The 25,518-nt window shown below is 33.0% G+C and carries 21 protein-coding genes; 20 read left to right on the top strand and 1 reads right to left on the bottom strand.

What is annotated here, in order from left to right:
• Window positions 1-158 precede the first annotated feature (158 nt).
• The 13 genes from CD041_RS06205 (at window position 159) to CD041_RS06140 (ending at window position 16,891) form a co-directional block, all read left to right on the top strand.
• Window positions 159-1,886: an ABC transporter ATP-binding protein gene (locus CD041_RS06205; protein ID WP_002479400.1), complete on the top strand. Its 1,728-nt coding sequence runs from the start codon at window positions 159-161 to the stop codon at window positions 1,884-1,886.
• Between the two features lie 310 nt (window positions 1,887-2,196).
• Window positions 2,197-3,684: a glycosyltransferase gene (locus CD041_RS06200; protein WP_080606631.1), complete on the top strand. Its 1,488-nt coding sequence runs from the start codon at window positions 2,197-2,199 to the stop codon at window positions 3,682-3,684.
• Between the two features lie 21 nt (window positions 3,685-3,705).
• Window positions 3,706-5,874: a bifunctional glycosyltransferase/CDP-glycerol:glycerophosphate glycerophosphotransferase gene (locus CD041_RS06195; RefSeq protein WP_080606630.1), complete on the top strand. Its 2,169-nt coding sequence runs from the start codon at window positions 3,706-3,708 to the stop codon at window positions 5,872-5,874.
• 512 nt (window positions 5,875-6,386) lie between these two features.
• Window positions 6,387-7,616, top strand: a complete 1,230-nt coding sequence (locus CD041_RS06185; protein ID WP_002459821.1) for a NupC/NupG family nucleoside CNT transporter — start codon at window positions 6,387-6,389, stop codon at window positions 7,614-7,616.
• A gap of 559 nt (window positions 7,617-8,175) precedes the next feature.
• Window positions 8,176-8,445, top strand: coding sequence for a hypothetical protein (locus tag CD041_RS06180; RefSeq protein WP_002459820.1), 270 nt, complete (start codon window positions 8,176-8,178; stop codon window positions 8,443-8,445).
• 250 nt (window positions 8,446-8,695) lie between these two features.
• Window positions 8,696-9,538 carry a YitT family protein gene (locus CD041_RS06175; RefSeq protein WP_002459819.1) on the top strand — a complete coding sequence of 281 codons (843 nt, stop codon included), beginning with the start codon at window positions 8,696-8,698 and terminating at the stop codon, window positions 9,536-9,538.
• Between the two features lie 413 nt (window positions 9,539-9,951).
• On the top strand, window positions 9,952-10,749 hold the full coding sequence (locus CD041_RS06170; protein WP_070647833.1) for an ABC transporter ATP-binding protein: 798 nt from the start codon (window positions 9,952-9,954) through the stop codon (window positions 10,747-10,749).
• Window positions 10,750-10,775: 26 nt separating this feature from the next.
• Window positions 10,776-11,780, top strand: a complete 1,005-nt coding sequence (locus tag CD041_RS06165; RefSeq protein WP_002459817.1) for a FecCD family ABC transporter permease — start codon at window positions 10,776-10,778, stop codon at window positions 11,778-11,780.
• Window positions 11,777-12,793, top strand: coding sequence for a FecCD family ABC transporter permease (locus CD041_RS06160; RefSeq protein WP_002493018.1), 1,017 nt, complete (start codon window positions 11,777-11,779; stop codon window positions 12,791-12,793). Before CD041_RS06165 ends, CD041_RS06160 begins: the two co-directional genes overlap by 4 nt.
• A gap of 518 nt (window positions 12,794-13,311) precedes the next feature.
• Window positions 13,312-13,689 (top strand): dihydroxyacetone kinase phosphoryl donor subunit DhaM, encoded by a 378-nt coding sequence (dhaM, locus tag CD041_RS06155; protein ID WP_080606629.1) that lies wholly within the window; start codon window positions 13,312-13,314, stop codon window positions 13,687-13,689.
• Between the two features lie 116 nt (window positions 13,690-13,805).
• Window positions 13,806-14,309: a hypothetical protein gene (locus tag CD041_RS06150; RefSeq protein ID WP_002459814.1), complete on the top strand. Its 504-nt coding sequence runs from the start codon at window positions 13,806-13,808 to the stop codon at window positions 14,307-14,309.
• Window positions 14,310-14,626: 317 nt separating this feature from the next.
• Window positions 14,627-15,694 carry a YkvI family membrane protein gene (locus CD041_RS06145; protein WP_002479394.1) on the top strand — a complete coding sequence of 356 codons (1,068 nt, stop codon included), beginning with the start codon at window positions 14,627-14,629 and terminating at the stop codon, window positions 15,692-15,694.
• 147 nt (window positions 15,695-15,841) lie between these two features.
• Entirely contained in the window at window positions 15,842-16,891 is a 1,050-nt protein-coding gene (locus tag CD041_RS06140) for an alpha/beta hydrolase (protein ID WP_060795731.1), read from the top strand.
• 181 nt (window positions 16,892-17,072) lie between these two features.
• Here the strand turns inward: CD041_RS06140 and CD041_RS06135 are convergent, their stop codons facing one another.
• Window positions 17,073-17,579 (bottom strand): GNAT family N-acetyltransferase, encoded by a 507-nt coding sequence (locus tag CD041_RS06135; RefSeq protein WP_002459811.1) that lies wholly within the window; start codon window positions 17,577-17,579, stop codon window positions 17,073-17,075.
• 101 nt (window positions 17,580-17,680) lie between these two features.
• On the opposite strand from CD041_RS06135, the gene CD041_RS06130 reads away from it, so the two are divergent.
• From CD041_RS06130 to CD041_RS06100, 7 genes are all read left to right on the top strand, one after another.
• Complete coding sequence (locus CD041_RS06130; protein WP_070647834.1) at window positions 17,681-18,604, top strand: Rossmann-fold NAD(P)-binding domain-containing protein; 924 nt, start codon at window positions 17,681-17,683, stop codon at window positions 18,602-18,604.
• Window positions 18,605-18,619: 15 nt separating this feature from the next.
• Window positions 18,620-19,294 carry a response regulator transcription factor GraR/ApsR gene (graR, locus tag CD041_RS06125; protein WP_002459809.1) on the top strand — a complete coding sequence of 225 codons (675 nt, stop codon included), beginning with the start codon at window positions 18,620-18,622 and terminating at the stop codon, window positions 19,292-19,294.
• Window positions 19,287-20,327, top strand: a complete 1,041-nt coding sequence (locus CD041_RS06120; protein ID WP_002459808.1) for a sensor histidine kinase — start codon at window positions 19,287-19,289, stop codon at window positions 20,325-20,327. The genes graR and CD041_RS06120 overlap by 8 nt, the downstream gene beginning before the upstream one ends.
• Window positions 20,328-20,413: 86 nt before the next feature.
• Complete coding sequence (locus CD041_RS06115) at window positions 20,414-21,175, top strand: ABC transporter ATP-binding protein (RefSeq protein WP_002479391.1); 762 nt, start codon at window positions 20,414-20,416, stop codon at window positions 21,173-21,175.
• Window positions 21,165-23,054 (top strand): FtsX-like permease family protein, encoded by a 1,890-nt coding sequence (locus CD041_RS06110; RefSeq protein ID WP_070647835.1) that lies wholly within the window; start codon window positions 21,165-21,167, stop codon window positions 23,052-23,054. Before CD041_RS06115 ends, CD041_RS06110 begins: the two co-directional genes overlap by 11 nt.
• Window positions 23,055-23,599: 545 nt before the next feature.
• Window positions 23,600-24,217 carry a DUF47 domain-containing protein gene (locus CD041_RS06105; protein WP_002479389.1) on the top strand — a complete coding sequence of 206 codons (618 nt, stop codon included), beginning with the start codon at window positions 23,600-23,602 and terminating at the stop codon, window positions 24,215-24,217.
• 14 nt (window positions 24,218-24,231) lie between these two features.
• The gene (locus CD041_RS06100; protein WP_002459804.1) at window positions 24,232-25,233 is read left to right on the top strand and encodes an inorganic phosphate transporter; all 1,002 of its coding nucleotides are present in this window, start codon (window positions 24,232-24,234) and stop codon (window positions 25,231-25,233) included.
• The last annotated feature ends 285 nt before the right edge of the window (window positions 25,234-25,518 follow it).

The raw sequence follows: 25,518 nt of genomic DNA, 5'->3' as shown, positions 1-25,518 counted from the left end.
TAATATTAGTATTATACTAATACTATAGAACTCAGAGCTTAGCAATGTTATAGTAACAATAAACTGTGATAGTAAATAAGAAATGATTGAAAACAGTCAAAATAACAGAAAATAGCAAGCTTCATAATAAATAAGATAAAAATTGTAGAGGTAAAAGCATGAAAGCACAAAATCCATTATTTTTCCTGTTCAAAAAACTTAATTGGCCAGTTGGGTTGATTATAGGAGCAGTTATTATTACTAGTTTAGGTAGCATTAGTGGTTTATTAATTCCACTATTTACCGGTAAGATGGTTGATAAATTTTCAATGAGTAGTGTTAACTGGCGTACTGCCGTCATTTTTGGTAGCATTTTCATCTTAAATGCTTTGTTAAGTGGTATCGGCCTATATTTGCTAAGTAAAATTGGTGAAAAAGTAATTTACGCCATACGTTCTTTGTTGTGGGAACATATTATTAAACTAAAAATGCCATTTTTTGATAAAAATGAGAGCGGTCAGCTTATGAGTCGTTTAACAGATGACACAAAGGTAATTAATGAATTTATTTCACAAAAATTACCTGATTTGTTGCCATCAATTCTAACGCTCGTGGGTTCTCTCATCATGCTATTTATCATGGATTGGCAAATGACATTATTAACCTTTATTACGATTCCAATTTTTATTGCGATCATCATGCCTTTGGGTCGTATCATGCAACATATTTCTAAAAATACACAAACAGAAATTGCTAATTTTAGTGGTTTATTAGGCCGTGTATTAACTGAAATGCGTTTAGTTAAAGTATCTAATACTGAGAGAAAAGAATTAGATAACGCGCACAGAAACTTGCAATCTATTTATAATTTAGGTTTAAAACAAGCTAAGATTACAGCAGTTATTCAACCCATTTCGAGTGTGATTATGCTAATCACGATTGCTGTCATTTTAGGATTTGGTGCCATACGTATCGCCAGCGGTGCCATCACTGCCGGAACATTGATTGCGATGATTTTTTATGTGATTCAATTATCTATGCCATTGATAAATTTATCGACATTAGTTACCGATTACAAAAAAGCAGTAGGTGCTAGTAATAGAATTTATGAAATTATGCAAGAGCCAACCGAACAGACTGAAATCACTGACGAAGAAGCGATTAACATCGTTGACGATGGAGAATTAACATTTGATCATGTGACATTCAAATATGATGTAAAGGATATATTGAAGGATGTATCATTTCGTATTCCACAAGGTCAGGTTAGTGCCTTTGTAGGTCCATCAGGTTCTGGTAAAAGTACGATTTTCAACTTAATAGAGCGCATGTATGATATTGATGGGGGAGATATCAAGTATCATAACCAAAGTATTTATGATATCTCACTGTCTAAATGGCGTAATAAAATAGGATATGTGATGCAGTCTAACTCCATGATGAGTGGGAGCATTCGCGATAATATTTTATATGGTATTAATAGACAAATTTCTGATGAAGAACTCATTGAATATAGTAAGTTAGCTAATTGTCATGATTTTATTATGCAATTTGATGATGGATATGACACGTTAGTAGGTGAACGTGGTCTTAAGCTTTCTGGTGGTCAACGCCAACGTATCGATATTGCACGTAGCTTTGTAAAAAATCCGGATATTTTATTACTAGACGAAGCCACAGCAAATCTAGATAGTGAAAGTGAACAAAAAATTCAAGAAGCGTTAGAAGTGCTCATGAAAGGACGTACAACGATTGTAATCGCTCACCGCTTATCGACAATTAAAAAGGCAGGACAAATTATCTTTATTGATCAAGGCCAAGTAACTGGTGAGGGTACGCATTCAGAGCTAATGGCTGAGCATGACAAATATCGTAAATTTGTTACGACTCAAAATTTATCAGAATAATTTTAGAGCTAGACTTTAAAACAATGAAATGATAAACAATCTTTAAGCTACGAATTAATAGATTTAATTTGAAATTATTTTATGAATATGAAATAATCAACTCTAATTTAACTATATCTAAAGCAAAGATGATTAAAGTTGAGACACAAAAATACCGACTTTAAATAGCGTCAAATTCATTTGTATCTTAAGTTAAGATGACAATATGAAGTTGGCGCTATAATGGCTTTTATATCACTTGCAAATTTTTTGCTATTGATGCAGACGTTAATCACTGTGCGTGATGCTTTGATATATTGGAGGAGATTATGTGTTATATACGGTGACTTCAACCTTACCGCCAGTGCATGGTGGAAGAACGAAATCATTATTAAAAAGAATTAAATTTTTAGAGGAAAAATTGAACAAATCATCGACAATATTGACCACAAACTATAATCCTAACTATAAAAAAGTGTATGATAAATTCAAACAACAAGGGATTATTACGGAAAATTTGAAGATTGATAATATTTATGATTGGCTAGCAGATTATAAATTGTTAGAAAAACCAAAAACGAAGTCACTATTACACCGAGGTCCAAAGGAAACCGCAGTTAAAATACCTGGGTTGACTTCTAAAGTAAAGGGAAATACGGTTAACTATTATCAACATGAACAACACGTAATGACTAGAAAATATTATAAGCATTCTAACGTAATGAAAACAGAGGAGTTACTTGCAACTGAAACGAAAGTTAAAATTCAACGTAAAGACTACACTGTAAACGGTAAACTGCACAGAATCGTCACGTATAACCCCAAAAACACCTTCAAGTTGAAAGAACAATACTATGAAAAAAAGGGTACGCTTTATTTAGAAAAACATTTTTCAAATGATCAAGAAAATAAACTGTTTCAAATTATTTATTATCCAAAGCATAAGTCTCGACGGGTCTTTAATACTGAAAAAGAAATGTTTACCTATTATTTTAATCATGTTTTGTCAGATGGCAGCGTGGTATTCAATGATGCGCGACTATTAGATCGTTCATTGATTCAGTGTGAAAATAATATTAAACGTATTTTAGTACTTCATAGCAATCATCTTGAACATGGTAAAATCCGAAAGTCTTATGGTTTGGCTTTAGAAAATAGCGCGTCTATTTATAAATATCTTGTGTTGACTCACTATCAAAAGGCAGATATTCAGCAACAATTTAATATAAGTGATGATAAGATTGAAGTGATTCCACATTTTCAACATCAATTATTGACCGAACCATCCGAGAAAGTTGATGATTACTTCTGTTTTATTGGCAGGATTGCTAAAGAAAAACAGCTCGATTATCTTATTCATGCTTTCCAACAATATTTGGCTAAAGGATATAATAGTCAACTTCATATTTATGGAGAAGATGTTGACAATCAAGTGTTATCTTTAAAAGACTTAACAACTGAATTAGGTATTTGTGATAATGTAGTGTTTAATACGCATACAAATCAGCCAGAGCGTGTCTTTCAACATGCTACAGCGTCATTGCTGACCAGCCAATATGAAGGCTTTGGCATGACGATTATGGAAAGTATTCATAACGGTTGCCCTGTGGTATCATATGACGTTCGGTATGGACCTAGTGAGCTGATTATTGATGGTGAAAATGGGCTATTAATTGATGCGGGCGACGTGACCGCTTTTGCTAATGGAATAGAAAAAGTTAGAAATATCAAGCGTGAAGATGTAAAATTAAGTGAAAAATTTAGTGAAGCTGCAGCGGTAAAAAACTATCAAAAACTTATCCAAGAGATAAGTAACTAAAGTAAAATGGAGCGAAACATATTGAATAAATTATCGGTTATTGTGACATATTATAACAATGAAGACCATATTGGTGATTGTATCACCAGTTTAAAAAAACAGAGAAATCAAGATTTTGATATCATTATTGTCGATGACGGTTCAATAGATGCATCGACAGAAATATTACAACAGCAATTAGCAACGTATGATAAAGATGTGACATTCGTTCAAATCGAACATAACTCAGGGCATGCACATGCACGAAATGTGGCATTAGACTATGTTGATACCCCATATGTGATGTTCCTTGATGCGGATGACCAATTAGCAAGCTATGCAATAGACTTTTATTTAAACCATGTGAATGGACTTGATGGCTTGATTGCTCCCATTCATAAGTTTACCAATCATCGACCACAGTACGTTGATAAAGATAAAGTACGTTTAGAGTATTTATCACACCAAACAAATCCTAATTCTTTTTTACGAAAACATACAGTTTGTAATATATTATTCAGAACAGCTATTATTAAAGCCCATCACATTAGATTCAATGAAAGTTTAAGAATTTTTACAGATATGTCATTTACACTGGAATATTTGAAATACGCTGAACATTTTGTCAGAGTTTTTGACTTCCCATTTTATTATCGTGGAGAAGTTTATGATCCATTTAATGGCAATACATTAAGTGATCAAGATTTTGTTTTGACATTTGATGATTATGTGGAGAGCTTTTTCGATGCGATGCAACGTACTGATAATAAAAAAATTCAAAGCTTTTTAATAGATAAAATGAAAAATGAAATTAAACAAGGATTTGATCCATCATTAAGAGATATAAAAGTGCGTTATGTTGCATTGGAAGACAGTTTAATTAAAGTGGTTAAAGCAGTGAAATGGAATATTATTCGAGATGGTAAATTACTTTATAATCTTGAAGTGCTTTTCCTTGCTATGAATGATGTGGACCATGCGAAATATATCAATAAGTTACGTAAAAAAACGAGATTAGTCAAAGATATTGTTACTAATAGCAAAGCGAAAGAACGCTCAAGATATCAATTGACAGATGATAAAGATATTGTAGATGACAAGACAATTGTCTTTGAATCATTTGGTGGTAAAAATTATAGTGACAGTCCGAAATATATTTATGGATATATGCAACAACACTACCCACAGTTAAATTATATTTGGGTTTGTACTAGACCAGAACAAACTGTCATTCCAGGAAATGCTATTAAAGTGCAAAAAGGTTCTAGGGCGTATTATCAAGCATATGCTAAAGCAAAATATTGGGTTTCTAATGCTCGTCTACCACTGTACTTAAATAAAAAAGAAAACCAAGTATATATTCAAACATGGCATGGTACACCACTTAAGCGTTTGGCTAATGATATGAAAGTTGTCAGAATGCCAGGAACAACAACAGCAAATTATAAGAAGAACTTTTATTCTGAAGCTTCACGCTGGGATTATTTAGTGTCTCCAAATAGATATTCTACAAATATCTTTAAAACTGCTTTTTGGATGGATGAGGCCCGTATTTGGGAAATAGGATATCCACGTAATGATGTCTTAGTCACACGTCAAAATGATACAGATTATCTAAATCAAATTAAGAGAGATTTAAATCTCCCAGAAGATAAAAAAGTAATCATGTATGCACCGACTTGGCGAGATGATGAATTTGTCAAAAAAGGACAATATCTATTTGATTTAAAAATCAATTTGGCTAACTTACAAAAGCAAATCGGTGATGACTATGTGATTTTATTGCGTATGCATTATTTAATTGCAAATGCTTTAGATTTAAATGGATATGAAGATTTCGCGATAGATGTTTCTAATTACAATGATATTTCAGAACTATATTTAATCTCAGATGCCTTAATTACCGACTATTCGTCTGTTATGTTTGATTATGGTATTCTAAAACGACCACAATTCTTCTTTGCTTATGATATTGAAAAATATGATAAAGGCCTTCGTGGCTTCTATATGGATTATATGAATGATTTACCAGGAGAAATTATCACTGATGAATTTAAATTAGCTGAAGAACTCAAACACATTGATAAGCATAAAGAACGCTATAAAGATAAAATTGAGAAGTTTTATCAAGACTTTTGTTCACTTGAGAAAGGTCATGCTTCACAGTTTATTGGTGATCATATTTATAATGATATTCATCGTCATCAATAGTATAATTAATCGCCAATCAAATTTAGAATATTAATCATAGAATGAGACGCCCTAAATGTATTGTCAGAATTCATTTAGGGTGTTTTTATATTAATGATTTATAGTATTGTCTTAATTTTCAAGGGTGCTATCATAACTTTGGATGGATATCAATTTCCTAGAAGACTTGCCTCAGTCAATAGCTATTTATATAAAATTTGATAAATTATCACTAAATACAAGAAAAATACTAGATCTACAACACGATAAATATAATATTAATAAAAAAATGGCGATTTCTATTAAAAACAAAGTAGAAATTGCCATTTTCTTTGTTTAGAAACAATTTATATACTGAATGCTATTTTGTTGTAATTATGAATTTGCTAAAACGTCATATCCTCTTATGGTAAGCCCGTGGTATAATATTTCATGTAGAATTTACAGATATTTTACATGTTTACTTTAAAAAGTGTATTCAAAATCTCATCTTAGATTGTTCATCTAAGGTGAAATAAAAAGGTAGGTGCCTTATGTTTTTAATTATCAATATTATAGGGTTATTTGTATTTTTAGGCATTGCTTATGCATGTTCGCGCAATCGGAAACATATTCAATGGAAGTCAATAGGAATATTAGTTGCACTTAATCTCTTTTTGGCATGGTTCTTTGTGTACTTTGAACAGGGAAGAAAAGTCGTTAGAGGTTTAGCTAACGCGATAGCTTGGGTTATTCAATCAGCGAATGAAGGAACTGGCTTTGCCTTTAAAAGTTTTGTGAGTGGGAAAATGATGGACATGGCAGTCAGTGCATTATTTCCTATTTTGTTAATTGTGCCATTATTTGATATTTTAATGTATTTTAACGTGTTACCTAAAATTATTGGGGGCATAGGTTGGTTACTAGCAAAAATTACGCGTCAGCCAAAGTTTGAATCATTCTTTGGTGTTGAAATGATGTTTTTAGGTAATACAGAAGCTTTAGCTGTTTCGAATGAGCAATTAAAGCGTATGAATGAAATGCGTGTGTTAACCGTAGCAATGATGTCGATGAGTTCGATTTCTGGAGCTATTGTTGGCGCTTACGTTCGCATGATTCCAGGAGATTTAGTCTTAACGGCAATACCGCTTAATATTATCAATGCTATTATTGTAACGTCATTGCTCAATCCAGTGACGGTTGAAGAACAGGAAGATATTATCTATAGTATTAATACGAATAAACAAGAACGTCAACCGTTCTTTTCATTTTTAGGCGATTCTGTCTTAGCTGCAGGCAAGTTAGTACTGATTATTATCGCCTTTGTAATTAGTTTTGTAGCATTAGCAGATTTGTTTGATCGTTTTATTAATCTTATAACAGGGTTAATTGCTGGTTGGATGGGCTTCAAATTTAGCTTTGGTTTAGACCAAATACTAGGTGCAATTATGTATCCATTTGCGCTACTATTAGGGTTACCAATAGACCAAGCTTGGCACGTGGCACAAGATATGGCTAAGAAAATTGTGACAAATGAATTTGTTGTAATGGGGAAAATTTCGAGTGTCATAGATACATATAGTCCACATCGACGTGCAGTGATTTCAACATTCTTGGTATCTTTTGCAAACTTCTCGACAATCGGAATGATTATTGGAACATTAAAAGGCATTGTCGATAAGAAGACATCAGATTTTGTGTCTAAATATGTGCCTATGATGTTATTATCTGGTATTTTAGTGTCATTATTAACAGCTGCTTTTGTTGGCTTATTTGCTTGGTAATGAAAAATAAAAAGCCCCTATGCTATTACATGACTAAATGTATAGTATTGGGGTGTACTTATGTTTAGTAAATAGATAAAAACCAAGCACGAACAGTAAGGACACACTCTTTGCACTTGGTTTTTATGGGAAATGAATATTAATGTACTTGTAACGGTAAGGACTAGGTACTGTCACAGTACTTCGAGCAAAATTTGTTTGTTAATATAAACAACACAAAGGAGATAACTTCTCTTAATAAGAAGTTATACACATTATAACAGAAGAGAACTAAAATGTGAATAGAAAATTCAGAAAATTTAAATTTGTTTATAAATTCATTGCTTAACTTGATTTTATGGCACGCATAGTATTTATGTTTTTAATAATTATAATGAATAGTTATCAGAAGTATAGAACTGAAAATGAAGTGCATCATAAAAGTGTTGAAAAGCTCATACTACTTGTAGTTATATAGAGGGTATGTTTATAATTATAATCGAAAGGATTATGTAAAAAATGCTTAAGCAAGGCGATAAAAAGTACATATAGGACACTTATATAAGTGGGTGAATATGATATGGAACGTGTAATATATGGTATTAATATCCTTAACTATATCATCGTTTTAACTATGATTTTTATCTTTAGAGATGCGTTAAGTAGTTATGGATTTTACATTGTTGCTACCTTTAGTGCAACAAGTTTACTGTTATTACTATTATCTATAATTTATAGTATTTATTATCGATACAATGATGACTTGAAAAATCATTGCTACATTAGCGTTTTTATCAATTTATTTAATATCATAATTATCGCTACAGCACTTTTAATCTTTTTATTCTAAGCTTCAATGAAATATATACTTACGTAATTTATATTAAATTCGGTTGACTTGTAAATTAATTAAGAAAGAATAGAGCGAAATAGCAAAGAAGTAACGAACTTTGCTTTCGCTTTTTTTATATCTTATTTTCTAAAAGTAGCGACTTTAGTCTCAACTTTTAGAAAATTTAATCATCACAGGTTTAAATTTCATATAAAGTCTCGTATGATGTTTATATATTACAGCTTTTACCTAAGACATTGCAGAGGGGATGAGTATAGTGAATAAACTTATTAGAGATATAGTATTTGTTATTATAGGTTCTTTTATTTTTTCTGCTGGTGTGAATGCCTTTATTATTTCTGGTAATTTAGGTGAAGGTGGTGTGACAGGTATGGCAATCATACTTTACTATGCCTTTCATATTTCGCCGGCAGTGACTAATTTTGTTGCTAATGCTATTTTAATCATCGCAGGTTACAAGTTTCTAAGTAAACGAAGCACGTATTTAACCATTTTGGCAACCATATTAATCTCTGTATTTTTAGGATTAACTGAAAACTGGCATATTAAAACGTCAAATATCATTATTAATTGCATATTTGGTGGTGGTTCGGTGGGACTTGGTATTGGGATAATCGTGTTAGCCGGAGGAACAACTGCTGGGACAACAATTCTTGCACGGATTGCTAATAAATATTTAGACGTTAGTACACCTTATGCTTTGCTCTTTTTTGATTTAATTGTGGTGCTGATTTCTTTAACAGTATTACCAATAGAAATGGTATTAGTCACTGTTATTTCACTCTATATAGGTACTAAAGTTATGGAATATGTCATTGAAGGATTAAACACAAAAAAAGCAATGACCATTATTTCAAGTAAGTCTGAAGATGTAGCTAAAGCAATTGGTGAGCAGGTAGGAAGAGGCCTGACCATATTAAATGGGCATGGGTATTATACACGAGAGCAAAAAGATGTCTTGTACGTGGTCATCAGTAAGACGCAAGTGTCAAGAGCAAAGCGCATTATTAAGCGTATTGATGATCATGCATTTTTAGTGATTCACGATGTGCGTGATGTCTATGGGAATGGTTTTCTTGTCGAAGAATAATCAAAGGAATAGAACAGAAATCGAACTTCTTAACAAAGGTTGTATTGTTTTGCACAATAATCATGCTATGTTGGAACACGTAGTGCTTATTTATATTTGTTGAATCCCACATGATTGTTGTTGGGAGCGGGACAGCATTCATTATAAATTCGTAGTCCCGCCCCGGCAAGGTTGACTAGGAATGAAAAAAGCGTGGTATAAGCGTATTTTCAATTCAGTCAACTACTGTCAATATAGTGTTCATCGCCTAAAATATATTGATGTCTCAACCATTTTGTATAAATAAAAAAGTTTGTTAGTCAATAACTTGTAAAGATGTTATAATAGCTTTTATGATAATGATTATCAATTGCGTTGTGACAATTAAAATATAGAATAGAAATAAATGAGAATAAATAGAAAGTTGGGGAATTATGAGTCGCTTGAATGGACAACAAGTTGAAATTGGATATGGTGATCATACGATAATTAATAACCTTGATGTAGAAATTCCTGATGGTAAAATAACATCAATTATTGGACCAAATGGATGTGGGAAATCTACGTTATTGAAAGCTTTATCTCGATTACTGTCGATAAAAAAAGGACAAATTATACTTGATGGTGAAAGTATTCATACACAGTCAACAAAAGAAATTGCTAAAAAGATTGCAATCTTACCACAATCTCCAGAAGTAGCTGATGGTTTAACGGTAGGTGAACTTGTTTCATATGGCCGTTTTCCGCATCAGAAAGGATTTGGTCGTCTTTCAGCTGAAGATAAAAAAGAAATTGATTGGGCATTAACTGTAACAGGAACATATGACTTCCGTCACCGCTCAATTAATGACTTAAGTGGTGGACAAAGACAACGCGTATGGATTGCAATGGCCTTAGCACAAAAAACCGACATTATATTTTTGGATGAACCTACAACATACTTAGATATTTGTCACCAGTTAGAAATTTTAGAACTTGTTCAGCGTTTAAACGAAGAACAAGGGTGTACCATTGTGATGGTCTTACATGATATTAACCAGGCTATTCGCTTTTCAGACCATTTGATTGCTATGAAAGATGGGGAAATCGTCGCAAACGGTACAACTAAAGAGGTACTTACAAAGGAAATTTTAGAACAGGTGTTTAATATTGATGTTGTGTTAAGTGAAGATCCACGTACAGGCAAACCATTATTAGTTACCTATGATTTGTTTAATAAAACATACTCATAAAGATATTTTGAAAAGGATACGTTTTTATGTCGAGCAAAGTAAGTAAGAAAAGAATCAGTTTTATTGTTTATTTGATAGCGACAATAATATTGCTAATAATGGCATTATTATGCTCCATCCTAATAGGGGATGCTAAAATTGATTTTGGCACTATCATGGAAGCAATTTTTAATTATAATCCACATAATCAGCAGCATAATATTATTAGTGAAATTCGTATACCAAGAGATTTAGGTGCTGTCCTTGTTGGGATGGCTTTAGCAGTCGCTGGTGCTGTCATTCAAGGCGTAACTAAAAATGGATTGGCAGACCCTAGCTTAATTGGTTTAAATTCAGGTGCATCATTTGGATTGGCAACAACGTTTGCTTTTTATCCAAGTGCACCTTTTTTAATCATGATGTTGGCTGGATTTTTGGGAGCTATGATAGGTGGATTGATTGTCTTGATGATTGGTAGGTCAAGACGTGACGGATTTAATCCCATGCGCATTATTTTAGCTGGTGCAGCGGTCAGTGCAATGTTGACGGCTTTGAGTCAAGGGATAGCATTGGTATTTCGATTAAATCAATCGTTGACGTTTTGGTCAGCTGGAGGTGTATCAGGTACCACGTGGCATCAATTATGGTGGAGTGGTCCGATCATTATTGTTGCAATCATCGTGATGTTAACCATAAGTAAGCAGTTGACGATTTTAAACCTAGGTGAATCTTTAGCAAAAGGATTAGGTCAGAATGTAACGCTGATTAGAGGCTTAAGTTTAATTTTATCAATGGTACTTGCTGGTGTGGCAGTTTCTATGGTAGGGCAAATCGCATTTGTTGGTTTAATGGTACCTCACATAGTTCGATTTTTAGTTGGTACGGATTATGCTAAAGTATTGCCATTGACAGCGATTATGGGTGGTTTGCTGATGATTGTAGCGGATACAGTAGCGCGCATGTTAGGAGATGCTCCAGTGGGTGCAATCATATCATTTATCGGTGTACCTTACTTCTTATATCTTGTTAAAAGAGGAGGGCGTTCGATATGATTGATCCAAGACTTAGACGTAAACAAATCATTACATTTATTATCATCACGGTGTTATTACTTTTTGCATGTGCCCTAAGTGTTTCGACCGGTGAATATAAAATTCCTATGGATCGTTTTTTTAAGACGTTATTTGGTTTTGGAGAATATACTGACCAGCTTATCTTGATGGAATTTAGGTTTCCAAGAATGATTATTACTATTTTAGCAGGCGCCGCATTAAGTATGAGTGGCGCGATTATTCAAAGTGTTACTAAAAATCCAATTGCAGAACCAGGTATTTTAGGTATTAATGCTGGTGGCGGTTTTGCCATTGCCATTTTTGTTTCTATAGGGCAAGTTGATCCAGATAATTTCATTTATGTGTTACCACTCATTAGTATTATTGGTGGTGTAGCAACTGCACTTTTAATTTTTTCATTTAGTTTAAATAAAAGAGATGGCATTACGCCATCGAGTATGGTGCTTGTAGGTGTTGGAATGCAAGCAGCATTGTATGGCGGCTCGATTACGTTAACTTCTAAATTTGATGAAGATCAGTCAGAGTTCATCGCGAATTGGTTTGCAGGAAGTATATGGGGAGACGAATGGGCATTTGTACTTGCATTCTTACCATGGATTGTGATTATTTTACCTTATTTATTATTTAAATCTAATGAATTAAATTTAATTAACACACATGAACACATTGCAAAAGGCTTAGGTGTTAAATTAGAACGTGAAAGAATCGTGTTGTTTTTTGTAGCAGTAATACTTTCTTCAGTTGCCGTAGCTGTTGCTGGCTCGATTGCTTTTATTGGCTTGATGGGGCCACATATTGCTAAGACAATTGTTGGTCCAAGACATCAACTTTTCTTACCTATAGCAGTAGTAATAGGTGCGTTCTTGCTTGTTATTTCAGATACAATTGGTAAATTAGTTTTAGAACCAACAGGTATACCTGCAGGCATTGTAGTAGCCATTATCGGTGCACCTTATTTCTTATTTTTAATGTATAAAGCTAAATCTATTTAATAAAATTCGTGTTGGAATGAATCAAAAAGGTAAAATATTTAGCTAAGTCAATACAGCTAATACCATTTGTAAAAGTATTAATGAGCCAATGTGCTTGCTTTTTTATATTTTGATAAATTACATTACGATTGATAACTTGATGTTGCTGGGAGCGGGATTACGAATTCATAATGAATTTTGTACCGCTCCTTATATTTATGTGTTGGTAGTAGTTGTAGTAAATATGTGATATGCAGTTAAAACATTATGCATCCTTTATATAGCCATAAATGATATATCAAGCTGTTTCTTAAAATGAAAATTCGACAATGATGAAAGATTGATTTTAATGCATGTATCGTATATTTTATAAGTGAATATGACCTGGTCAAAACGGAAGGTAGAATCTTGTTGGGTTTTAAGTGGAAAAGTACAATTAATGTTGGCATTTCATATGTAATATTTTATATAATTTATAGTAATACAACTTGTGATAGATGGCAGAAGGTAAAAATACTAAATGCAGGGAGAGATGACTTATGACAGCAATTGTTTTGGTAAGTCATAGTGAAGCGATTGCAAATGGTACGAAAGACTTACTGAAGGATATCTCAAAAGATGTTAATATTATTGCATATGGTGGAGAAAATCATAAGTATGGAACGTCAGCAGACGATATTTTAACAATACTGAATCAATTAGAAGAAGATGCATTGTGTTTTTATGACTTAGGATCGGCAGATATGAATTTAGACTTAGCAATTGAGGCATATGGTGGAAGTTTTCATATTTATAAAGTGAATGCGCCAATTGTGGAGGGTAGTTTTACCGCAACAGTAAATTTGTCAATGGGAGAAACTGTTGACAAAATATTAAATGATATTGAACAATATTCATTCAAAAAATCAACATTTTAATTATAAAATTAAAATGTAAAAGTTATACTGTGAAATTTTTGCATAGTGCATGCGAAAATGTAAGGTTTATGTTAAACTAAGGAAAATGAGTCCGTCTGTGAAAGGAGGACATTAGTATGCAAGAACAAATAAAGAATTTAGTTTTAAATGGTAACTTTGATGCTGTAAGAGAATTAATGTCCGAAGCAGATTATTTAGAATTTGAAGAAGCATATATCTCAAGTGCACATGAAGTTGAAAGCATGATGTTTTATACGTGCATTTTAGATATGATAAAAGATGAAGAAACAGCTGAATTACATGATTTAGCATTTTTATTACTTGTTTACCCATTGAGTGAAGCAGAAGGTGCGTTGAATTCTGCATATTATCATGCACAAGCATCTATTCAATTAACTGAAGGTAAAGAAGTGAAAAGCTTATTACAAATGCTGTTACTACATGCAATTCCTGAGCCAGTCATTTCAGATGCAAAAGCACTTAAAGTAGCTAAACAAATATTGAAATTAGATCCATCGAATAGTGTGGCAAGAAATATTCTTAAAGAGACAGCTAAACGTATGGATAACGTTGTTGTAGATTTCAACGAATTAAATCGCTATAAAGATGCACATTCATAATATCATTTAAGCTGCGTTAGAAAACCCTTAAACTTGTCAATTGATGAGTTTAGGGCTTTTCTTTTGTTGAAAACGGTTTGCATCTTATCTTCTACTTTCGTGTGTTTACTGTTATAGTATTAAGGTTAATTAGAAATTCAGAAGCAAAGATGCACTACATAACAAAAAAATGGGTAATATTACAACGAGCTCTATTGCTGTTTAGCATAGGCAATAACGCTGATTTGCACCGTCACAACAACTTTATGCATACTTGCATATTGCAATCAGTACGTTATAATGCTCAATGTCTAAATTTTAAGGAGGTAATTATTTACATGGGGCTGAATAAAGAAGCTGTTAAAATAGGTTTCGCTTACGTCGGCATTGTTGTCGGTGCAGGATTTTCAACCGGTCAAGAAGTTATGCAATTCTTTACACCTTATGGTTTATGGTCATATATTGGTGTAGTTTTATCTGGTTTAATATTAGGATTCATTGGGCGCCAAGTAGCTAAAATTGGTACAGCATTTGAAGCGACAAACCATGAATCAACGCTTCAGTACATTTTTGGTGAAAAGTTTAGTAAAATATTCGATTATATTCTTGTCTTTTTCTTATTTGGTATTGCAGTTACAATGATTGCAGGTGCAGGATCTACATTTACTGAGAGTTTTGGGATTCCTACATGGCTTGGTGCATTAATTATGACACTGGTCATCTACGGCACATTACTTTTAGACTTCAATAAAATCGTACAGGCGTTAGGAATAGTAACGCCATTCTTAATTGTGATGGTCGTGTTAATCGCTATTGTGTACTTATTTAAAGGCACAGTACCTTTAAATGAAGTTGATCAAGTTGTTCCTAAAACAAGTATCGTTTGGGGCATATTAAAAGGTTTACAATACGGAGGATTAGCATTTGCTGTTGGATTTAGTACCATTGTAGCTATCGGGGGTGATGCTTCAAAACGTCACGTCTCAGGGGCAGGTGCAATGTTTGGAGGTATTGTTTATACTATTTTGTTAGCACTTATTAACTTTGCTTTACAAACAGAATATCCAAATATTAAAGATGCGGCAATACCTACATTAAACCTAGCTAATGAAATCAATTCTTGGTTAGGATTGATATTGACAATAATTATGTTAGCTGTCATGTATAATACGATATTAGGTTTATGCTATTCATTTGCTGCACGTTTTACTGAACCGTACAGTAAGAAGTATCATATTTTTATAATAATCATGATGATTGCAGCATATATTTTAAGCTTCGTAGGCTTTGCTGATTTAATTAACTCACTTTATAATATTATGGGAGTTGTAGGATTATTTATTGTTGTTGCAGTACTTATAAAATATTTTAAACGTAAAAATGACAATAAAAAACATATTGCGTAAAGAATCATGGCAATTACGCTTTACAATTAAATTAAGTTGTTTTAATCTTAAAAGCAATTCGTCACTATGAAAAAGGCGAGTTGCTTTAATTTTACAATGTTAAATTGAGTAGAAGAAGTCTATTGATTATGGATGAAGGGATAGAAAATGAAAGAGACTAGAAAATGGTCTTGGATTACGTTGATATGCGTGTTAGTTATTGGTAGTTTGGTTGCGCTTGACTTAAAATATCATTACGATTCAGACCAAAATAATCATAGAACAAACAATAAAGTACAGATTAATAATAAAAATGTCCAAGTCTTTACGGATATTACTTATAGCCATGGTTATCCTAATAGCAAATTAGATATCATTACACCTGAAACAGTTAATGAAAATAGCAAGTTACCAATCATCTTTTGGATGCATGGCGGAGGGTTTGTTGCAGGAGATAAGCAGTATAAAAATCCATTGCTTTCTAAAATTGCTGAACAGGGTTATGTCGTTGTAAATGTTAATTATGCTTTAGCACCTAACTATAAATATCCAACACCGTTAAAACAAATGGATGCAGCGGTAAAATTTATGAAAGATAATCAACATGACTTCCCAATTGATTTTGACCAAGTCATATTAGGTGGGGACTCGGCAGGTGCCCAATTAATGAGTCAATATACTGCAATGCAAACAAATGATAAATTGCGTGAAGAAATGGGTTTCCAACAACAATTCACGCCAGAACAGTTAAAAGGAGCAATCTTTTTCGGTGGCTTTTATAATATGCAGACGGTACGTGCAACTGAATTTCCTCGTATTCAAATGTTTATGCGCAGTTATACTGGTTCTGCCAATTGGGAAACAGATTTTAAAAATATTTCACAAATGTCGACGATTCAGCAAGTGACAAAGCAATTTCCTCCCACTTATTTATCTGTAGGTGACGGCGATCCATTTTACAGCCAAAATGAAAGTTTTATCCGTAAACTTAAAAGTAAACATGTACCTACTACGACACTTTTTTACGATGGTACACATCATTTACATCATCAATATCAATTTCATTTAGAAAAGCCGGAATCTAAAGAAAACATGAAGCGGGTATTGCTATTTCTAAGTCGAAATACGTCTTCATCAGGTGTTGAACGAGGCAATAATCATAGTTTAGACACGCATACACCAGAGAATAATACAGTTAATCTGCTACCTATCGAATGATGATAACAATAATTGTATTTCCGATTAGGTAATGATAAATAAGAGTTAACGCCACGACCAAAAAGTACATTATAGGTCGTGGCGTTATAGCGTATTTAAATATTATGTATAAAATTATATGGTTCAGCAGTGGTACTTTATCATAGTATAAAACACGTTAACGCTATATAGGTATTACGGACTAAATTAACAATTTGCCCAACACATACTTGCTATAATATTTACCATTTATGAACAGCTTATCTCTCAACTCGCCTTCAATAATAAAACCTAAACTTTTAAACAATATGACAGCGCTTTGATTTTCTGGAACTATAGAAGCTTCAAGACGACGAATATGACGATTTAATGCCCATGCTTCTGCAGCGTTTATCAAGGCTTGTCCAATACCTTTACGTTGATATAAATATTTTACGCCTAAGGATATAATAGCCTCATGTTTTGTACGTTCATAATTTTTTGTAGTTACAAAGGCATAGCCAACAAGTTGTTCATCTTGTTCGGCCACGAAAATCGTATTTGCCGGAGATGTTATAAATTTTTCTAAGTTTTTACTTGCACGTTGAATGGTAGGAGCATATTCACCTGGATTATATAATGTGAATTCAGATTCATCATATACTGTCGACAATAGTTGTATGAAGTTTTCTACATCTTTAATGCTTATTTCGCGTATAATAGGAGCCATAGTAGACCTCCAATCGTTTAGAATTTATCGTTCTACTATAGTATAGTATATTAAAAGTATAATTGCTCATATCTTTAGTGATTGTTAAAGGGGATATTAAGATGAAACCAAATGTATTGCTTGCAGGGGGGAGTGGCTTTTTAGGTAAACATATTGGTACTGCCATTGAACATGAGGCAACTTTATATGCTTTATCTAAATATCCAAACCCTCAAGAGACAAAAATTGAAAGTATTACTTGGTTAAAGAAAGATATATATAATTATAAAGATGTCCTAAGTGCAATGGAAGGGATGGACATCGCTATCTTCTACATTGATCCAAATAAACATTCAGCAAAGCTAACACAAGCAACAGCGAGAGATTTAAACCTAATTGCCGCTGATAATTTTGGACGTGCTGCCGCCAAGACAAGCGTGGCAACTATTATATATATTACTGGTAGTCGTTTTGACAAAGAAACGGTGGAGCGTCTGAGCGCATACGGTGTTAACGTACAACAAACAGAGCACATAGTCAAACGGCCACATATTAACGTTGAATTACAAGTTTCTAAGTATGACGATGTCAGAAATGCAATGCATATTGTTTTGCCAAAAAAATGGACACTGAGTCAATTAGTAGATTATTTTATGACTTGGCTAGGTAATACAAAAGGCACTTTTGTTAATACGTGTAAAGAAGGAGATAATTACATTATCTATGGTAAAGTTAAACATAAACCACTTGCCATTATAAAAATTGGTGCAGAAGTAGATGGCATGATTACTTTAAACCTTGTTGGAGGTCGTCTAGTACATCCAAATTTGAAAAAACAGGGCAAATTGGAATTTAGACAATTAAAAGGAACCCAAATGGTTATTGTACATTTATATGATTACATTCCGCGATTATTTTGGCCAATATATTATGTTATTCAAGCTCCATTACAAGGATTAATTATGCGTGGATTTGAAATTGATTGTAGAATCAAACATTTTCAAGGGCGTATACAGGATGGAGAAAAGATTAAATACACAAAATAATGAAGGTGAAAATTCATGCAAATATTACTCGTAGAAGACGATAAGACGCTATTTAAAGAATTGAAAAAAGAACTAGAGCAATGGGATTTTAATGTTATGGGAGTAGAAGATTTTAGCAATGTGATGGAGACATATGAACAAGTTCAACCGGAGATTGTTATTATGGATGTTCAACTTCCTAAATATGATGGATTCTATTGGTGTCGAAAAATGCGCCAAGTGTCCAACGTGCCCATCTTATTTTTATCATCTCGTGATAACCCAATGGATCAAGTAATGAGTATGGAATTAGGTGCAGACGATTATATGCAAAAACCATTTTATACCAACGTGCTTATTGCAAAATTACAAGCGATTTATCGTCGAGTGTATGAGTTTGGCGTAGAAGAAAAGCGTATTTTAAATTGGCAAAAAGCAGTTGTCGATTTATCAAAAGATAGTATTCAAAAAGACGATAAAGTGATTTATTTATCTAAAACAGAGATGATTATCTTAGAAATGTTAATTACGAAACAAAATCAAATCGTGACGCGTGACACATTAATTACAGCACTCTGGGAAGACGAAGCCTTTGTTAGTGATAATACCTTAACTGTTAATGTTAATCGTTTGCGTAAAAAATTAGCTGAATTAGATATGGATACTGCGATTGAAACAAAAGTTGGTAAAGGATATATGGCTCATGAATAACGTGAAATGGTTTTGGCTGTTTATCAAGACACGTAAGAATTGGGTGCTATGGTTTTTATTTTTAAACCTAATGATGCTGGGTATTTCTTATATTGATTACGATATTTCTGTTGATAGTATGATTTATTTAGTGGTGTTAAACATTGGAATGACTGCTATCTTTTTACTCTTTGCTTTTTTAAAAGAAATTAAGTTATATCAACATTTTTATGAAAATAAAGAAATAGAGGAAATAAAGCATAAAGGACTCGCAGAAAGCCCGTTTCAAGAACAAATCGTGGATTATTTGTATCGCAAATTGAATTTACAAAAGGAAAAAGTAACAAAACAGCAACATCAGATTAAAGTAACGGAACAATCAATAACTGAATTTGTTCATGATATTAAAACGCCTGTGACAGCAATGAAATTGTTAATTGATCAGGAACAAAATCAACAGCGCAAACAGTCATTGCTTTATGAGTGGTCTAGAATTAATGAAATGTTAGATAAACAATTATACTTAACGCGCTTAGAGTCTCAAAATAGAGATATGTACTTTGAACAAGTATCATTAAAACGTTTAGTGATTGATGAAATACAATTAACAAGACACATTAGCCAAGCAAAAGGTATTGGCTATAACTTATCATTTGATGGTAATACAATGGTCTACACAGATGTAAAATGGTGCCGCATGATGATTCGGCAAATTTTGTCAAATTCTTTAAAATATAGTAAAAACTCTGATATTCATATGTCAGGCTATATTAAAGGTGAACACGTCCATTTGAAAATTCAAGATGAGGGCAGAGGCATTAGTCAGAAAGACTTGCCAAGAATTTTTGATCGAGGTTATACATCAACTGCTAATCGTGATGAAACAGCTTCTTCGGGTATGGGATTATATTTGGTTGACAGTGTTAAAGCACAATTAGGTATCCAAATTGAAGTGATGTCTGAAATAGGTAAAGGTACGACATTTATTTTAATTTTCCCAAAACAAAATGAGATTATGAAACGGTTGTCAGAAGTGACAAAATTGTCATATTAAATAAGTGTATTGTTACTTAAGATAGCGGCGTTACATATATCGACTCGTTATAATTAAGAGTGAAGATGGATGTAAGGAGTGTTGTTGTGTCAATATTAGTAGTTAAAGAATTAACTAAAATATACGGAAGTAAAGATATGCAGCAGGAAGTATTAAGAGGTATTAATCTTTCAGTTGATGAAGGTGAATTTGTCTCAATAATGGGACCTTCTGGCTCTGGAAAAACGACGTTATTAAATATTTTGGGATCAATTGATTATATGTCACAAGGTTCAGTAGAATTAGCTGGACATAAACTAGAAAAAATGTCGAATAAAGCGCTATCTGATATGCGTAAGCGGGATATTGGGTTTATTTTTCAAGATTATAATTTACTACATACATTGACGGTAAAAGAGAATATTTTATTGCCGTTATCTGTACAAAAAATTAGTAAAGAGATGGCAATGAAGCGTTATCATAAAGTTGTTGAAACATTAAATATTGCAGAATTGGGTGATAAATACCCTTCAGAACTTTCTGGTGGTCAACGGCAGCGAACATCTGCCGCACGCGCTTTTATTACATTACCTAAAATTATTTTTGCAGATGAACCTACAGGCGCTTTAGACTCCAAAAGTTCTCAAGATTTATTGGAACGACTTGTCTATATGAATAAATATCGACAAACGACAATTATCATGGTCACGCATGATCCATTAGCAGCAAGCTTTTCTAATCGTGTAGTCATGTTGAAAGATGGACAAATATTTACTGAGCTCTATCAAGGGGATGATGACGATGAAACATTTTATCGTGAAATTATTCGCACACAAAGTGTTTTAGGTGGGGTTCATCATGAATTTTAATCATATTATCTTGAAAAACTTTAGACAAAATATGAGGCATTATGCGCTGTATTTATTGTCACTTATTATTAGTATTGTCTTATATTTTAGCTTTGTCACAATTAGGTATGTGCGCCATATTAATATTAATCAATCTTTCGATGTCATCCGTGAAGGAACACAATTTGGCAGTTATTTTTTATTTGTGATTATTCTTATTTTCATCATTTATTCAAATATGCTATTTGTTAAGCGGCGCTTTCGAGAATTTGCTTTATATCAAGTGATCGGCTTAAGTAAGCGTAATTTAGTACATATTGTAATGGTTGAGCAGATTGCTATTTATTTCGTAACGTCTATTATTGGTATTCTAATCGGCTTATTTAGCACTAAAATTTTATTGATGATTGTCTTGAAATTGTTAGGCGCTAAAGCAACTGCGCCAATTGTATTTAGTGCTGAAGCCCTGTTACAAACTGGTATGCTTATTGGTAGTGCGTTTATCTTAACTATGGTGCAATCGATTATTTTTATTTATAGATATTCGCTTACAGAATTATTTGAAGACACGGAAGTTAAAGCATTAAGCAATAGTAAGTTGAGTTTTAAGGAAGCGATCTTCGGCATATTAGGGTTACTGATGATCGCAACAAGCTATTACTTTATTACGAATCATCTTGTTGATTTTGTACATATTTCAGTATTGTTTATCATTTGTATTTTATTATTAATAGGGCCATATTTTTTCTTTAGAAGTTCTGTATCTTTAGTCTTAAAATTATTAAAAAGGTTTAAGCAAGGGTCTGTGAATATGAGTGATGTCATATTTACATCGTCTTTAGTCTATCGTGTGCGTAAAAACGCCTTTTCCTTAACGGTAATGGCGATTATTTCATCTATTACTGTTACAGTTCTTTGTATTGCTGCAATAAGTCGCAGCTCGTTAACGAACGAAGTACTATTGGCCTCTCCATATGATGTTACAACGAATCAAACTGCTGCTGCTAATCAATTATCATATATGTTAAATCAACGACAGATTGAACATGACTATAATTATAAAGAATTAATTTATACACACCTTTATAAAAATAAATTATTCAATAGCGATACTGCTAGACCATATTATGTTAATGTCACAAGTGCTGCCTTTTTCCCTAATCGGAACGTAGAGAAAGGTGAAGCAGATTTAATTATCCCTGATGGAACAATTCGACAGTATATGAAACATTACCCACATGGTACTACAGGTATAGGTACTAAAAAACATCATATTAATGTGAAACTAAACAAGGTAATACATGACGTTTATTTTAAAGAAGATAATGATTTAGGAGACCCAACGTTTATATTGAATGATTCAGACTATCAGAAAATCAAAACACATGCTAAAAAGAAAGATAAGATAGTACAATATGGCTTTGATTTAACACATCGGAAAGACGTACCTAAACTGGAGATGATTGTTAATGATATGAATCATCAACTAGAAACACGTAGTCAGATTGTAAGCGAAGTATCCAGCATAACAGGAATTGTGCTATTTGTGACATCATTTTTAGGCATCACATTTCTCATCGCAGTAGGCTGTATTATATATATTAGACAAATGGATGAAACCGAAGATGAACTCGAAAACTATTCCATACTGCGTAAATTAGGTTTCAACCAATACGATATGACAAAAGGACTAAAACTTAAAGTCACATTCAACTTTGGTCTACCACTCATCATTGCACTACTGCACGCCTACTTCATCTCAAGAGGATTCATGGACATCATAGGAACCAATAATACAAGCCCTATATACATCGTTATGACCATATACAGCACCATATACGCCATATTTGCAATCATCACATACAACCACACCAAACGCACCATCAGCCACTCGATATAGGGGCCCCAACACAAAAAAACTAATAAAATTAGTTTCCCCAAGCAAAGCAAGTTGGGGTGGGCCTCAACAGAGAGGAAGCGGGACAGCATTCATTATGAATTCGTAGTCCTGCCCCGGCAAGGTTGACTAGGATTGAAAAAGCTTGATATAAGCATATGTTCAATCCAGTCAACTACTGCCAATATATCATTCATAGATATGGTGTTATGGCCATATATTAAGTTGCTTTAAAATACAGTCATTAAAAAGTGTATTCCAGTTACTTATTGCATCAAGCATTACGATTACATTGTCTAATTGTAAAGAATTTGTAAATAGAATTGTGATATTGTAAATTTTATGCTATTTTCAAAGAGGGACAAAGTCAGTATTTGAGAACATTTTTTCGCGATGCATAATGACATACTTACAAAATATTTACAAAAGTCAGAAAATGAATCGGGTTAGAGTGATTATAATGTAACAATTTTCTTAATAGGGATTGTCTTTAGTAGTATTAAATTACGGAAGTGATGATTTTCAATCGCTTAAATGGAGGATTTAAAATGTTTACAAAGAAAAAGGATAAGTTCATGGTTCAACTTGAAGAAATGGTTTTCAATTTAGATCGTGCAGCAATGGAATTCGGTAAAATGGATTTCAATACACATTTAGATTTAAAAGCGTATTCTGACAATATCAAAACTTATGAATCTCACGGTGATGAATTAATGCATCAAGTTATTACAGATTTAAATCAAACATTCATTACACCTATTGAACGTGAGGATATCCTATCATTATGCAACGCAATCGATGATGTATTAGATGCAATGGAAGAAACATCTGCAATGTTTGAAATGTATTCAATCGAATATACTGATGAATATATGGCAGAATTTGTTGAAAACATTCAAAAAGCAGTAGCTGAAATGAAATTAGCGGTCGGCTTACTTGTAGATAAAAAATTATCACATATGCGCATTCATTCTATTAATATTAAAGAATTTGAAACAAACTGTGATGGTATTTTACGTCAATCAATGAAGCATATATTTAATAGTGAAACTGATCCAATGACATTAATTAAAATAAAAGACATTTACCAAAGCATGGAAGAAATCGCTGATAAATGCCAAGTTGTAGCAAATAACTTTGAAACAATCATTATGAAAAATAGCTAAGGGAGTTCTTAAAGATGGATTACGTATTAATTATTACGATAGCTATCGTTGTTTTTTCATTGATATTTGACTTTATCAACGGTTTTCACGATACTGCAAACGCGGTAGCTACAGCGGTATCTACTCGTGCTTTAACGCCGAGAAGAGCTATACTATTAGCTGCAATTATGAATTTTATTGGTGCCTTAACATTTACTGGTGTGGCAGGAACAATTACAAAGGATATTGTAAATCCATTTGAATTACATAATGGGCTCGTTGTCGTACTTGCAGCAATTATTTCAGCAATTATTTGGAATTTAGTAACATGGTTTTATGGTATACCTAGTTCATCATCTCATGCTTTGATTGGTTCAATTGCAGGTGCAGCAATTGCATCAACAGGTTCTTTCATGGATATTCATTATCAAGGATTTACCAAAATTATTATCGTATTGATTATTTCACCAATCATTGCATTTTGTGTAGGTTATATCATGTATTCCATTGTGAAAATTGTCTTTAAAAATGCGAATTTAACAAGATCTAACCGTAACTTTAGATTTTTCCAAATTTTTACGGCAGCATTGCAATCCTTCTCACACGGGACAAACGATGCTCAAAAATCAATGGGGATTATTACCTTAGCTTTAATCGTAGCTGATGTGCAACACCAAGTAGAACCTCAGTTATGGGTTAAAGTAGCTTGTGCTACCGCAATGGGCTTAGGTACTGCAATTGGTGGTTGGAAAATCATCAAAACTGTAGGTGGTAATATCATGAAAATTAGACCTGCTAACGGTGCAGCAGCTGATTTATCATCAGCATTAACTATTTTCGTGGCTTCATCACTACATTTCCCATTATCTACTACGCACGTTGTATCTTCATCTATTCTAGGTGTAGGTGCAGCTAATCGTGTGAAAGGCGTAAAATGGAGTACAGCGCAACGTATGGTTATCACATGGGTAATTACATTACCTATTTCAGCTGTATTGGCAGCTATTATCTATTTGATTATGCATATTTTCTTATAAAGCATAATAAGTTATTAATTAAAATATTGCTAAAACAGGCTAGGACATCATTTTTAGAAAAATAAGCCAGTAAATGCGTTTTTAGTAAATGCATTTACTGGCTTATTCATATTCATTGCTTCGTAGTGTATAACTCGGGCTGTCTCAGCCAGCCCAGCTTGCGTTGTCCGTTGGCTTTCTTTAAACTAAGTGAATGTGATGTCTGATGTATAAAATGATGATGCAATAACGCTAACAATAGAAACTTTAGGCGGTTAGATTTTAATCCGTTATAAATAAGTTCAA

The sequence above is a fragment of the Staphylococcus lugdunensis genome (genome assembly GCF_002901705.1).
Lineage (GTDB): Bacteria > Bacillota > Bacilli > Staphylococcales > Staphylococcaceae > Staphylococcus > Staphylococcus lugdunensis.
This window is presented reverse-complemented; position numbering and strand designations above follow the sequence as displayed.